Raw genomic sequence first — 13,261 nt, 5'->3', positions numbered from 1 at the left:
TCAGTCACCCCTCCCGGCGGCGACCTGCTCCGAGTGCGGGCGCAGCGGGTGCCCGGCGGGGTCTGCACGCTCGGGCGCGACGCCCACGCCCCGGAGCTCGCCCCGTACGACCGCCACCGTGTGCGGTGGCTGGCCGGCTCCTCGCGCCTGCTGGACGGCCCAGAAGACCGCCTCGGGTGTCGCCGGCGAGGCGAGGTCGACCTGCGTGCCCGCGGCCCCGAACGCAGCGGCCGCCTGGCGCAGGGCCTCGCGGACGGAGATGGCGAGCATGAGCGGGGGCTCCCCGACGGCCTTGGACCCGTAGACGACACCGTCCTCGGTGGCGCGCTCGAGCAGTGCGACGTTAAAGACGTCGGGCATCTCGGAGAAGCTCGGCAGCTTGTAGGTGCTCGCCGACGCCGTGGCGAGCCGGCCGCGTGCCGGGCCGGAGGACTCGTCCCACCGGAGGTCCTCGAGGGTGAGCCAGCCCGCACCCTGCACGAAGCCGCCCTCGATCTGGCCGAGGTCGACGAGTGGGGAGAGCGAGTCACCCACGTCGTGCACGATGTCGACCCGGCGCAGCCGGTAGGCACCGGTGAAGCCGTCGACCTCGACCTCGGCCGCCGCAGCGCCGTAGGAGAAGTACTTGAACGGCGAGCCGTGCATTCTCGTCGAGTCCCAGTGGAGTCCCTCGGTGCGGTAGAAACCGGCCGCCCAGAGCTGGACCCGTTGGTAGTAGGCCTCGCCCACGAGATCGGCCCAAGCCACCTCCGCTGCGCCCGACCCCGCTTCCGACGCCGCTCCCTGCGCCGCTCGCGCGCACCCGTCCTCGAACCGCACGTCCTCGCCGGGGATGCCCAGCCGGGCAGCGGCCACGGCGCGGAGCCGGCCCAGGATCTGCTCGCAGGCGTCCTTGACCGCTGCACCGTTGAGGTCGGCTCCCGAGCTCGCTGCGGTCGCGGACGTGTTGGGCACCTTGTCGGTGCGCGTCGGTGCCAGCCGGACGAGCGACAGGGGGACGGCTAGCGACGTGGCAGCCACCTGCAGCATCTTCGTGTGCAGGCCCTGGCCCATCTCGGTCCCACCGTGCGTGACGAGGACCGAGCCGTCCTTGTAGACGTGCACGAGCGCCCCGGCCTGGTTGAAGGCGGTGAAGTTGAAGGAGATCCCGAACTTCACCGGCGTGACGGCCAGGGCCCGCTTCGTGTGCTCGTGGGACGTGTTGTACGCGGCGATCGCCGCGGAGCGCTCCGCGATCTCGCCGGTGGTCAGCACCTGCTCCCAGCACGCGACGGCCCGCTCGGGGTGACGGACGACCTGACCGTATGGCGTGTCCTGACCCTCTGCGTAGAAGTTGAGCCGCCGCAGCTCCACGGGGTCGATCCCGAGCAGCGGTGCGCAGCGGCCGAGGACGTCCTCGATGACGAGCATCCCCTGGGGTCCGCCGAACCCGCGGAACGCCGTCTGGGACGTCTTGTGGGTCCGGGCGATCCGTCCGTCGACCCGCAGGTGGGGGATCCAGTATGCGTTGTCGACGTGACAGAGCGCCCGCGCCAGCACGGGCTCGGAGAGGTCGAGGCTCCAGCCGCCGTCGGAGGTCAGGGTGGCGTCGAGCGCGCGGATGCGGCCATCGCCGTCGAAGGCGGCGCGCCACTGGGCGTGGAAGCCGTGTCGCTTGCCCGTCATCGTCAGGTCCTGGGTCCGGGTGAGGCGCAGACGCACCGGCCGCCCGGTCAGGACGGCTCCCAGCGCGGCCACGGCCGCGTAGCCGTGCGGCTGCATCTCCTTGCCACCGAAGCCTCCTCCCATCCGCAGACACTGGACCGTGACGCCGTGGCTCGCCAGACCCAGCACGTGCGCCACGATCTGCTGGGTCTCCGTCGGGTGCTGGGTGCTGCTCTGGACGAAGACCTGTCCGCTCTCGTCGACGTGCGCGAGCGAGCAGTGCGTCTCGAGGTAGAAGTGCTCCTGGCCGGCGAGATCGAGCTCGCCGCTGAACACGTGCTCGGCCGCGCCGAAGGCCTCGTCGACATCACCGCGCTCGAGCCTGGGCTGGCCGCCCTGGAAGCTGCCTGCCTCGATCGCCTCGCGGACGGTGACGACCGAGGGCAGCGGCTCGTAGTCCACCTCGACGGCCAGCGCCCCGAGCCGGGCCGCCTCGAGGGTGTCGGCCAGTACCCAGCACACGGCGTGCCCGAAGAACATCACCTCGGACGGGAAGAGGGGCTCGTCGTGCTTGACGCCGGCATCGTTGACGCCGGGCACGTCGGCGGCGGTGAGGACGCGCACGACGCCCGGGACGGCGAGCGCGGGGACGGGGTCCAGCCGCGTCACGCGGGCGTGGGCGTGCGGTGCCTGGACGGGGTGGGCGTGGAGCAGACCGTGCGTGCGCGTCGTGAGGTCGTCGGTGTAGAGCGCCGTGCCCGTGACGTGAAGGGCGGCGGACTCATGCGGGATCGACTGTCCGACAACGGGATCGGCAGGCCGGCGGGACAGGGACGTCATGCACCCACCCCGTCCTCGGGCTGCTCGTCCGCATGGAGGCGAAGGAGCGAGGTGCCCAGCACAGCGCTGCGGTAGGCCGCGCTCGCCCGGTGGTCGTCGAGCGGGGTGCCCTCCCCCCGCATCACCTCTGCGGCGGCCTGCACCGTCGCCGCGGTCCAGGCCCGGCCCTCCAGGGCTGCTTCGGTGGCGAGCGCCCTGACGGGGGTGGCTGCCACGCCGCCGAGACCGATGCGCGCCCTCCGGACGGAGCCGTCGACGACGTCGAGGGCCACGGCGACGGCGACGCTGGAGATGTCGTCGTAGCGGCGCTTGGCGATCTTGTGGAAGGCCGTGGTCGGGCTGAGCGGCAAGGGGATCCGCACCGCACGGATGAGCTCGTCGGGCCGGCGCACGCTCCGCCGGTAGCCGGTGTAGTAGTCGGCGAGCGGCACCTGGCGGTCGCCGTCGGGGCTCGCGAGCACGACGACGGCCTCGAGCGCGAGCAGCGCGGGCGGCAGGTCACCGATCGGGGAGCCCGTGCCGAGGTTGCCGCCGACGGTCGCACCGTTGCGGATGAGTCGGGAGCCGAACTGGGGGAACACCTGGTCGAGCAGGGGGATCCGCCCCGCCAGCTCGCGCTGCACCTCGGTGAGGGTCAACGCGGCGCCGATCTCGACGGCCTCGTCACCGATCTCGAGGCGGCGCAGCTCGGGCAGACGGTCGATGCCGATGACGAACGGCGCTCGGGTGCCACGGAGATTCACGTCGACGCCCCAGTCGGTCGAGCCGGCGACGACCGCCGCGCCCGGATGGCCCGCGAGCAGGTCGAGCGCCTCGTCGAGGTCGGCCGCACGGGCATACGTGCCGGTCGCCCCCGAGAGCCGGGTCCCGACCGGAGGTGGCGGCGCGTCCGAGCGCCGCGCGGCGAGCCTGTCGTCGGCTGCCGGGGACTCGAGCGCGAAGGCCGCGTCCCGGATGGGCCGGTAGCCGGTGCACCGGCACAGGTTGCCTGAGAGCGCTCCGAGACGGAACCCGTTGGGCCCCGACTCGTGCCTGTCCGCGTCCCCGCCCACACGGGCACCGTCGTCCTGCCGGTCGGCGCGGTAGTACTCGGCAGCCATGGAGCAGACGAAACCGGGCGTGCAGTAGCCGCACTGCGACCCGCCTCGCACCGCCATCTCGTGCTGCACCGGGTGCAGGTGCCCCGGCGTCCCCAGTCCCTCGGCCGTGACGACCTCCTGGCCGTCCAACGAGGCGGCCGGCAGGAGACAGGCATTGACGGCCGTCCACTCGGTGCCCGACCCACCGTCGGGGCGGGCCACGAGGACCGCGCAGGCGCCGCACTCTCCCTCGGCGCACCCCTCCTTGGCCCCGGTGAGCCCCTGCCCTCGCAGCCAGTCGAGGGCATTGGTCGCAGGGTCGGTGCCCGCCAGGTCGAGCTCGGCGCCGTTGACCGTCACCGAGAGAGGCTGCTCCGGCGTCATCCGAAAGTCCCGTCGTCCACTGACCCATGATGCACCGCCGGGCGCCGCGGTCAATCAGGGCTGGACGCGCAGGTCGAGGGTGTGCGCGCCGCGCACGACCTTCGTCGCGAGGTAGTGGGCGTTCGCGTCGGAGAGGTGGACCCCCGTCGGCACGCGGCGGACCACCGTGACCCCGAGGGCCCGCAGCTGCTCGGCCTTGTCGGGGTTGTTGCTGAGCAGGGCGACCCGGCTGACCCCGAGCGCGCCGAGCATCTGGGCGGCCACGGTGTAGTCCCGCTCGTCCTCGCCGTAGCCGAGCGCGACGTTCGCCTCGTAGGTGTCGAGCCCCGCGTCCTGGAGCACGTACGCGTCGAGCTTGGGATAGAGGCCGATGCCGCGCCCCTCCTGCCGCAGGTAGAGCAGGAACCCACCGCTTGCGTCGAGGCGCTCGACGGACTCGCGCAGCTGGGCGCCGCAGTCACACCGCCGGCTGCCGAAGACGTCGCCGGTCAGGCACTCGCTGTGCAGCCGCGTGGGCGTCGGGTCGCGGTCACACGCGCCGGCGCCCGGGGACGCGGCGCGGTCGCCGAGACCCAGCGCGAGGTGCTCGCGCCCGTCGGCGAGGCCGTCGAAGGTGAAGACGCGCGCCGTCGTCTCGAAGCCGTCGGCGAACCCGACCGGCACGAGCACGTGGGTGCGGATCCGGGCCGGGGGAGGTGTCGCCGGGGTGGGGTCCGGCGCCGCGGAGGTCATGCGCCCTCCCGGAAACGCGGCGACAACGCATACCTCAGCAGGACCACGTCGCCGATCTGGCGCACCTCGGCGAGGGTCGCGCGACGGCCGGCGTTCCACGGATAGCGCCCGTCCCCGACGAACCGGCACGCGGCCGAGTCCCCGACGAAGAAGGGCGCCACGACGAGCTGGAGCTCGTCGGCGAGGTCGTCGGTGAGCAGCTGGGTGTGCACGGTCCCACCGCCCTCGACCATGAGCCGCTGCACGCCGCGGTCGCCGAGGTCCTCGCAGACCCGGCGCATCGTCGCCGGACGGCCGGCGTCGACGACGGCCGCTGCGGCGCCGAGCCGCTCGCGGGCCTCGGGCACCACGTCGGTCGGGCAGTAGACGAGCTTGTCGGCACCGTCGGCCGCGAAGAAGCTTGCGGCACAGTCGAGCTCGGCACGCCTCGTAACCGTCACCTTCGTGGGCGACGGGGTGAGCCCGCGGGCCACGCGCGCGGCGCGGCGCTCGGCCGAGCGGACGAGCAGGCGCGGGTTGTCGTGGCGGATCGTGCTCGCGCCCACGAGGATCGCGTCGCTGGCGGCCCGCTCGCCGTCGACGCGGTCGAAGTCGGCGTCGTTGGACAGCATGAGGCGGGTCGAGGTGCCGGCACTGAGGTAGCCGTCGATCGACATGCCGCAGCTGAGCAGGGTGTACGGACGGTCAGCCACTGACAGCTCCTTCCGCAGCGACGCCCGTGGCGCGGTGGGTCTCGCGCCGCGAGGTGACGAGCAGCGCCGCGCCGGGGAGGGCGGCGACGAACGACATGACGCCGTAGACGACGGCGGTCCCCACTCCCCCGGCGACCCCGAGGCCGGCGACCCCGAACGCCCACGCCGCGACCCCTTCACGGGGTCCCCACCCGGCGACGTTGAGGGGCACGGCCATCGCGACGAGCACCACGAGTGCAAGCGGCACCAGGTCGCCCACCGACGCGGTGACCCCGGCGCTCCTGGCTGCGAGCACGAAGGTCGCCACGTGTCCGACGACGACGACCGTGGAGACCGCGACGACTCCCGGCCACGTATGCCGTCCCAGCAGTCCCGCTCGCAGGTCGGCCACCGCGACCTGCCCGGCCCGCGAGACCCGCGGGACCCGCGCGTCGCGAGCGACTCGAACCGTCGGGCGCTTCCCCGACACACGGCGCCCTCGCGCCACCACGACGGCCAGGGCGGCGACGACCGCTAGTGCGGCAGCGACGAGAAGCACTGTCGGAAGAGGCGATTCGCCCTCCGGCAGCGACGACACCGGCGACGGCAGGAGCAGCACGGCACCGACGGTCAGCACGACGAGGACGACCTGACCCGCCGCCCGCTCCCACACGACGGACCGCAGCCCGCGGCCCAGGTCGCCGCCCCGGCGGCCGTGGCGCACACCGCGGTGCACGTCGCCGAGCACCCCGCCGGGGAGGGTCACGTTGAGGAACTGCGACCGGTAGCACGCTGCGACGGCCGAGCGCAGGGACAGCTCGGTCCCGAGCCCCCGCGAAACGAGGACCCACCGCCAGGCCCCGCACACGGTCGTCACGACCGCGATCGCAGCCGCGGCGGCGACCGACCACGCGTCGACATGGCGCAGTCCGTCGACGAAGGCCTCGCCACCGATGCGCCATACGAGGACACCGAGGATCGCGAGCCCCGCGACGGGGCGCAGCCAGGATCGGTCGGGTCGCATCTCCTCCGCCCTTTCTGCCCGGGTCTGCCGGGGGTCTGCCCGGGACCCCCTGATGGTGACGACGTCCGTGTCGACGATCGGGTTCAGCCGGCCCGTACCCCGTCGAGCACGGCCGAGACGTGGTCCACCGTGTCCGACCACGGCACAAGGGTCTCGCATCGCGCGACCGCCCGTCGTCGCAACCGCTCACGCAGGTCGCCGTCGGTCAGCCAGGACCGGAGGGCGGCCGCCAGCGCGCCGGGACGACCGGCCGGCACGAGCAGGCCCGGCGGGCCGTCGCCGGCCTCCCCGAGCGCCTCGGACACCCCGCCGACGTGAGAGGCCAGCACCGGGACACCACGAGCGAGGGCCTCGGTCACGACCATCCCGTACGTCTCGACGAGGGAGGGCAGCACGAGGAGGTCGGCGGCGGCATACGCCTCCTCGAGGTCCGCGCCACCGAGGGGGCCCACGAGGCGCACGCGATCGGTGAGCCCCGACGCCGCGAGCCGTCGACGCAGTCCGTGGACGAGCGCCGGCTCACGCGTGAGTGCGCCGGCCAGGACGCACGACCACGTCAGGTCGCGCACGAGGGCGAGCGCCACCACGAGCTCGGCCTGCCCCTTGAGCGCGGTCACGGCACCGACGCACAACAGGCGCCCGCCGTCGCGCGAGCCCGCGGCCAGGGGCGCACGGTCGACCCCGGGTCGGGCGACGTGCACGAGCCCGGGAGGGAGGGCGTACGCGTCGAGCAGCACGTCTCGCGTCCAGGCACTCGTCGTGACGACGGCCGTCGCCACCGAGAGCACCCGCTGCTCCCCCGCGGCCGCTGCGGCGTCGGCCGACCCGAGCGGCAGGTGCACGAGCACGACGAGACGGACGCGGTCCGCCGCCGGCACGAGGACCTCGTCGGCGGCGCACGCGACGAGACCGTCGACGAGCAGCACGGCGTCCGCGGGGACCGCATCGACGACCTCGGCCAGACGCGCCAGAGCCGCCGCGTCCGGTCGCGGCCAGGCTCCGGGCACCGCATGCTCGGTCACCACCCGGCCCGCGGTCCTCAACCCGTCGATCACCCTGCGGTCGTAGGTGTTTCCCCCGCTCGGGCGGGTGGGGTCGTCGATCCCGTCCGGGACGACCGCGTGGACCTCGCTCAGAGGTCGCACTCGTAGCTCGCCCACGCGACGTGCGACTCGTGGAGCGTCACGACGAGCCCGGTCACCTGGTCGGTGGCGCCGCCGAGGTCGCCGGCGCGCACCCGGTCCGCGACCCGCTCGGCGATCGTGCGGGCCAGCACCTCGGTCGAGGTGTTGACGCCCGCGAAGTCCGGATCGTCGTCGAGGTTGCGGTAGCCGAGGGCACCGACGACCTCGCGGACGTGCCGGGTCGCCAGGCCGATGTCGACGAGGATGTCATCGCGGTCGAGCTCGGGTCCACGGAAGGTCACGTCGACGACGAACGTCGCCCCGTGCAGCCGCTGGGCCGGGCCGAACACCTCCCCGCGGAAGCTGTGCGCGATCATCATGTGGTCCCGGACGGTCACGCTGAACATCGGCTCCCCGCTTCAGTCGGTGGGTCGGTAGGAGATGGTGTGGCAGATGGCCGGCAGGGTGCCGTCCGCGAGACGAGGCATGAGGGCGGGCAGCTCCTCGAACGGCGAGTCACCGGTCAGCAGGGCATCGAAGGCGGGATCGCGCAGGAGGCCGACGGCGAGCGTCAGGCGCTCGGCATACGAGTAGCGCGAGCGCCGCGCTGCCGCAACGGAACCGACCTGACTGGCACGGATGCGGAGCCGCGACGAGTGGAACGACCCACCGAGCGACAGCCCGACCCGCGTGTCGCCGTACCAGCTGAGGTCGAGCACGGTCGCCTCCGGCGCGAGGAGGTCGAGCGAGAGCTGGAGCCCCGCGCCCGTCGCGCTGGTGTGGACGACGAGGTCGTGGTCTCCGTGCGCGTCCGCGAGGTCGTCGGGTCGCGCGAAGGCGACACCGAGACGCGCGGCCACCGGCTCGCGGGCCGGGTCCACGTCGACGAGGGTCACCCGGCAGCCGGGGATCGCGGCGAGCAGGCGCGCGACGCAGCATCCGACCATCCCCGCCCCGACGACGGCCACCCGGTCACCGATTCGGGGGGCGGCGTCCCAGAGCGCGTTGACGGCCGTCTCGACCGTGCCCGCGAGCACGGCCCGCCGTGCCGGCACGTCGTCGGGCACGACGACCACCGACTCGACCGGCACGACGTATGCCGTCTGGTGCGGGTGCAGGCAGAAGACCGTCCGCCCGAGGAGCGCCGAAGGCCCCTCGTCGACGACGCCGACACCGAGGTAGCCGTACTTCACCGGACCGGGGAAGTCGCCCTCCTGGTGCGGGGCGCGCATGACGGCGTACTGGTCCTCGGGCACGGCGCCACGGAAGACGATGGTCTCGGTGCCACGGCTCACCCCCGAGTGCAGCGCCCGCACGAGCACCTCGCCGGAACCGGGTGCGGGCACGGTGACCGGCCGGATCTCGCCCCTGCCGGGCTCGACCACCCAGAACGCCCGCGCATCGGTGGACACGCGACCAGACTAGGGCTGTCCGTGAACTCCGACGGTGACGACGGCGTCCTTGGATGAAACCTCTCAAGCACGGTGGAGGCGCAGTGCGTCACGTGACCCCTCACGGCCCGTTCCTCGGGCTCGTCGGCGTGCTGACCCTGCTCGCCGTCCTGGACCGGGGCGGCGATTTGGGTGCCGTCGGCTGGGCCGTCGGCCTGGCGTGCGGCGTGGCGCTGTGCGTCCTGCTCGGTGCCGGGCTCGTCCGCGCCTCGCGTCCTCGCCTCCTGCCCGCCGACCGGGTCACCCTGTCTCGGGCGGTCCTCGTGTGCGGCGTCGCGGCTCTGGTCGCGGACACCGTCGCTCAACCCGCCGGCACCCACGAGACCACCGGCGTCCTGGTGGCCCTGGCCGCGGTCGCCCTCGTCCTCGACGCCGTGGACGGCCGCGTCGCGCGCCGCACCGGCACCGTGCACCCCCTCGGAGCCCGCTTCGACATGGAGACCGACGCCTTCCTCATCCTCGTCCTCAGCGCATACGTCGCGCGGGACCTCGGGTGGTGGGTGATGGGCGTCGGGGCGGCCCGTTACCTCCTGCTGCTCGTCGCCCTCGCCGCGCGCTGGGCGCCGTGGCTGCGTGGGCAGGTCCCGGCGCTGCTCTGGCGCAAGGTCGTCGCGGCCTACCAGGGCATCGTGCTCACGGTGGCCGCTGCCGGCATCCTCCCGGCGGCCGTCGCCTCGCTCGCTGTCGGCACCGGGCTGGGACTGCTCGCCGTCTCGTTCGGCACCGAGATCGTGACGCTGCGGCGGCTGTCGCTGCCCCGGCCGACGGAGGTCGAGACCCTCGCTGCCTGGCCGGGCGTCGGGCCGAGCGCCGTCGACGCGCGCGTGCTGCCGTGACCGCGCCGACGACGCGCACGACGCACACGGCGCCCACCCCGCGCATCAGTCGCGCGACGACGCGACGAGCGGCCGGCCACGCCCTGACCGGGCTCGCGGTCCTGCTCGTGTGGGTGGCGCTCGTGGCACCGAACCCGGCGGTGGGCTGGACGCCGACGCCGCTCGCGCTCCTGCGTGTCCCCGTCGAGGCCCTGCTCCTCGTCGCCGTACTCCTCGCCCTGCGCGGAACCGCCGCGCGGTGGTTCGCGATCGTCGTCGGGCTCGTCCTCGGAGTACTCCTCGTCGTGCGGGTCCTCGACGCGGCCTTCCTCGCCACGCTCTACCGGGCGTTCAACCCGCTGACCGACTGGCGCTACGCCGGCTCCGCCACCGACCTCCTCGGCGAGTCGACCGGTCCCGTGACCGCGGTGCTGGCCGCCGTCGCGGCCGGGCTGGTCCTGATCGCGCTGGTCGCCCTGACCCCGCTGGCCGTGCGACGGGTCGGGCTGCTCGTCGACCGGCACCGCACGGGCGCGCTGCGAGCCCTCGGGGCCGCGACCGTCGCCTGGCTCGTCTGCGCCTCTTTGGGACTCGGTGCCACCACCGACCTGCCCGTGGCCTCGTCGAGCACCGTGGCCCTCGCCGCCCGCGAGATCACGTCCGTGCGCGACGGCCTGCACGACCAGGACGTCTTCGCCGCCCAGATCGCCGTCGACCCGTTCCACGACACCCCTCCGGGCGACCTGCTGACCGCGCTGCGCGGCAAGGACGTCGTCGTCGTCTTCGTCGAGAGCTACGGCAAGGTCGCCGTCGACGAGAGCCCTGACGTGGCAAGGGCGCTCGCAGCCGGGACGAGCGGGCTCGAGGCCTCCGGCTACACGACGCGCAGCGCCTGGCTCACGTCCCCGACGTTCGGCGGGATCAGCTGGCTCGCCCACTCGACCCTCCAGTCGGGCCTCTGGGTGAGCAGCCAGCAGCGCTACGACCAGCTGCTCGACACCGCCACGTCGGCCTCCCGACGCCTCACCCTGGCCGAGGCCTTCTCACGCGCCGGTTGGCGCACCGTCGACGTCATCCCGGCCAACCGCCACGACTGGCCCGAGGGCAAGGCCTTCTACGGCTACGACGCCGTCTACGACGCGCGCACCCTGGGCTATGCCGGGCCGGGCTTCGGCTACGCACCCATGCCCGACCAGTACACCCTGTCGGCCTTCGACCGGCTGGAGCTCGAGAGTCGCCCACCGGGCGGCCGCCCTCCCGTCATGGCCGAGATCGACCTCGTGACGAGCCACGTCCCGTGGGCCCCGCTGCCCCGGCTCGTCGACTGGGCCGCCGTCGGCGACGGCTCCACCTTCCTCGCCCAAGCCGGACAGGCCCGGCCACGCGACGCCGTGTGGAGCAGCACCGCCGGGGTGCGGACGGCATACGGCCAGACCGTCGCCTACTCCCTCGACAGCGTCGTGTCGTTCCTGCGCGGGACCCACGACGACGACCTCGTCGTCGTCGTGCTGGGCGACCACCAGCCGGTCAGCATCGTCTCCGGTGACCACGCCGGGCACGACGTGCCCGTCAGCATCGTCTCCCGGGACCCGGCCGTGCTCGACCGCATCTCCAGGTGGGGCTGGCAGGACGGGCTGCGGCCCGGCCCCACCGCGCCGGTCTGGCCGATGGACCGCTTCCGCGACCGTTTCCTCACCGCCTACGGGCCCGGCGCCGGAGGCTGAACCTCTCCCCCCGTCGAGACGTCTTCAGGGGAAGGGAGTCCAACACCGCGACGCCAACGGGACGCCGCGGCGCGACCCGGACGACAGGAGCGCATCATGAGACTCCGAGGCGTGGGAGCGGTGGCGTTGCTCGTCTCCGCCGGAGTGCACCTCTACCTGTGGTTCGACGGGGTGCGCAACCAGACCGTTGGGCCGATGTTCCTCATCAACGTCGTCGCCGGTGTGGTCATCGCGATCCTGCTGCTCCGCTGGGAGCACTGGGTGCCCGCCTTCCTCACCGCCGGTTTCGGGGCCGCGACGCTCGGGGCCTTCATCATCGCCTCCACCGTCGGGCTGCTCGGCGTGCACACCGTCTGGGCGGGCGGATCGGTCTGGACGGCGGCCGTGGCCGAGGTCGTCTGCATCGTCGTGGGCGGCCTCCTGCTGCTGCGCGGTCGATCGGTGACCCCGCAGCTGGCCCGCCCGGCCAAGCGCCACCCGGCCTGAGGCTCACCCGCATCGGGGGATGCGTGCGGGGTCGGCGCCACGGGACGCTCGACAGACAGGCCTGACGCCTGCATCGCGAGAGTCCCGGAGGTCGACATGCCTGCACGCCTGCGCTCGGTGCTGGCAGCCGTGCTCATCGTCATCGGCGTCGTGCTCGTGCCCGTCGGGGTGACGGCGACGTGGCTGCGCACGACGGTGACCGACACCGACAACTGGGTCGAGACCGTGACACCGCTCGCCACCGACCCGGCCGTGACCGCGTTCGTCGAGGACCGTGCGACGGCACGCGTCCTGGTCGCCATCAGCGACCAGCACCTGGTCGACCGAGCCCTGGAGGCGCTCGAGGCCGGAGGCCGACCGGTCGCAGCACGAGCACTCGGGCTGCTCAAAGCTCCCCTCGCGGCCCAGGTCGAGCAGGTCGTGCGCCGTGTCGTCACCGCCGTCGTCGGGAGCGACCAGTTCGCCACGGTCTGGGTCGCCGCCAACCAGGTCTCGCACGCCCAGCTCGTCGCCGTGCTCTCGCGGTCACCCGACGGCGCCATCGTCGACAACGGGACCGACGTCAGCATCGACATCGGCAACATCGTCGAGCCCATCGAGCAGCGTCTCGTCGCCGCAGGGGTCCCGCTCGTCGACAAGCTGCCGCCGATCACCGTCTCGGTCCCCCTGCTGCCCAGCAGCGACCTCGACACCGCGCGTACCGCCTACAACGCCCTGCGCGTCGGCGGAGTCGCGCTGCCGCTGCTGGCCATCGCGTTCATCGCGGGCGGGGTCGCGATGGCACGCGACCGCCGACGAGCACTGGTACGCGTGGGGCTCGGTGCCGCCGTCGCCTGCGTCGTGCTCGTGCTGGGGCTGTCGTTCGCCCGCTCGCACGTGGCGAGCAGCCTGCCGCCCGGGGCCTCCGCAGCCGCGGTCTCCATCATCGACACCCTCACCGAAGGGCTGCGCCAGATGGTGCGCGTCGTCGTCGCCTTCTTCCTCGTGATGGTGCTCGTCGCGCTCGTCGTGGGCCCGTCGCGCGGGGCCCGCCGGGTGCGGTCACTGGCCGTCGCCGGCTGGGACGGTGCGCGGGGCGGGATGGACCGCGCCGCCGGCACGCCCCTCGCGATCCCGGTCGCCATCGGGGTCGCCGTCCTCTGCGTCCTCGTCGTGGTCTTCGCCGGCGATCTCGGCACCGGCTGGACGATCCTGCTCGCCGTCGTCGCCGGCCTGGCGCTGATCGTCGCGGCCCTCGCCGGTCGGGGCGCGGCCCAGGTCAGCGGCTCGGCCGGGGGACCATGACGC

At 73.7% G+C, this 13,261-nt stretch carries 12 protein-coding genes; 4 read left to right on the top strand and 8 right to left on the bottom strand.

The window, feature by feature from the left end:
• The 8 genes from xdhB to ASD90_RS04085 form a co-directional block, all read right to left on the bottom strand.
• On the bottom strand, window positions 1-2,484 hold the full coding sequence (gene xdhB, locus ASD90_RS04120; protein ID WP_056751985.1) for a xanthine dehydrogenase molybdopterin binding subunit: 2,484 nt from the start codon (window positions 2,482-2,484) through the stop codon (window positions 1-3).
• On the bottom strand, window positions 2,481-3,947 hold the full coding sequence (locus ASD90_RS04115) for a xanthine dehydrogenase small subunit (RefSeq protein ID WP_056751982.1): 1,467 nt from the start codon (window positions 3,945-3,947) through the stop codon (window positions 2,481-2,483). The genes xdhB and ASD90_RS04115 overlap by 4 nt, the downstream gene beginning before the upstream one ends.
• Window positions 3,948-4,001: 54 nt before the next feature.
• On the bottom strand, window positions 4,002-4,679 hold the full coding sequence (ribA, locus tag ASD90_RS04110) for a GTP cyclohydrolase II (protein ID WP_056751979.1): 678 nt from the start codon (window positions 4,677-4,679) through the stop codon (window positions 4,002-4,004).
• Entirely contained in the window at window positions 4,676-5,371 is a 696-nt protein-coding gene (locus ASD90_RS04105) for a dihydrofolate reductase family protein (protein ID WP_082588463.1), read from the bottom strand. Before ASD90_RS04105 ends, ribA begins: the two co-directional genes overlap by 4 nt.
• Entirely contained in the window at window positions 5,364-6,374 is a 1,011-nt protein-coding gene (locus ASD90_RS04100) for a lysylphosphatidylglycerol synthase transmembrane domain-containing protein (protein WP_056751976.1), read from the bottom strand. Before ASD90_RS04100 ends, ASD90_RS04105 begins: the two co-directional genes overlap by 8 nt.
• An 83-nt stretch (window positions 6,375-6,457) precedes the next feature.
• Window positions 6,458-7,396, bottom strand: coding sequence for a glycosyltransferase family 4 protein (locus ASD90_RS04095; RefSeq protein WP_235506378.1), 939 nt, complete (start codon window positions 7,394-7,396; stop codon window positions 6,458-6,460).
• Window positions 7,397-7,506: 110 nt separating this feature from the next.
• Window positions 7,507-7,905: a 6-carboxytetrahydropterin synthase gene (locus ASD90_RS04090; RefSeq protein WP_056751973.1), complete on the bottom strand. Its 399-nt coding sequence runs from the start codon at window positions 7,903-7,905 to the stop codon at window positions 7,507-7,509.
• Between the two features lie 12 nt (window positions 7,906-7,917).
• The gene (locus ASD90_RS04085; protein WP_056751968.1) at window positions 7,918-8,910 is read right to left on the bottom strand and encodes a zinc-binding alcohol dehydrogenase; all 993 of its coding nucleotides are present in this window, start codon (window positions 8,908-8,910) and stop codon (window positions 7,918-7,920) included.
• Window positions 8,911-9,002: 92 nt separating this feature from the next.
• Here ASD90_RS04085 and ASD90_RS23335 point away from each other — a divergent pair, with 92 nt between their 5' ends.
• The 4 genes from ASD90_RS23335 to ASD90_RS04065 all read left to right on the top strand — a co-directional run bounded on the left by ASD90_RS23335 (window position 9,003) and on the right by ASD90_RS04065 (window position 13,258).
• Window positions 9,003-9,785, top strand: coding sequence for a CDP-alcohol phosphatidyltransferase family protein (locus tag ASD90_RS23335; protein ID WP_235506377.1), 783 nt, complete (start codon window positions 9,003-9,005; stop codon window positions 9,783-9,785).
• Entirely contained in the window at window positions 9,782-11,488 is a 1,707-nt protein-coding gene (locus tag ASD90_RS22820) for a CDP-alcohol phosphatidyltransferase (RefSeq protein ID WP_235506376.1), read from the top strand. Before ASD90_RS23335 ends, ASD90_RS22820 begins: the two co-directional genes overlap by 4 nt.
• Before the next feature lie 96 nt (window positions 11,489-11,584).
• Window positions 11,585-11,974 carry a hypothetical protein gene (locus ASD90_RS04070; RefSeq protein WP_056751963.1) on the top strand — a complete coding sequence of 130 codons (390 nt, stop codon included), beginning with the start codon at window positions 11,585-11,587 and terminating at the stop codon, window positions 11,972-11,974.
• A 96-nt stretch (window positions 11,975-12,070) separates the two neighbouring features.
• Complete coding sequence (locus ASD90_RS04065; protein WP_056751958.1) at window positions 12,071-13,258, top strand: hypothetical protein; 1,188 nt, start codon at window positions 12,071-12,073, stop codon at window positions 13,256-13,258.
• The last annotated feature ends 3 nt before the right edge of the window (window positions 13,259-13,261 follow it).

Origin of the sequence: Terrabacter sp. Root181 (genome assembly GCF_001428505.1) — a bacterium.
In the GTDB taxonomy this organism is placed as follows: Bacteria; Actinomycetota; Actinomycetes; order Actinomycetales; family Dermatophilaceae; genus Terrabacter.
Note: the sequence above shows the minus strand (reverse complement) of the source record. Positions and strands in the feature narration are given on the sequence as shown.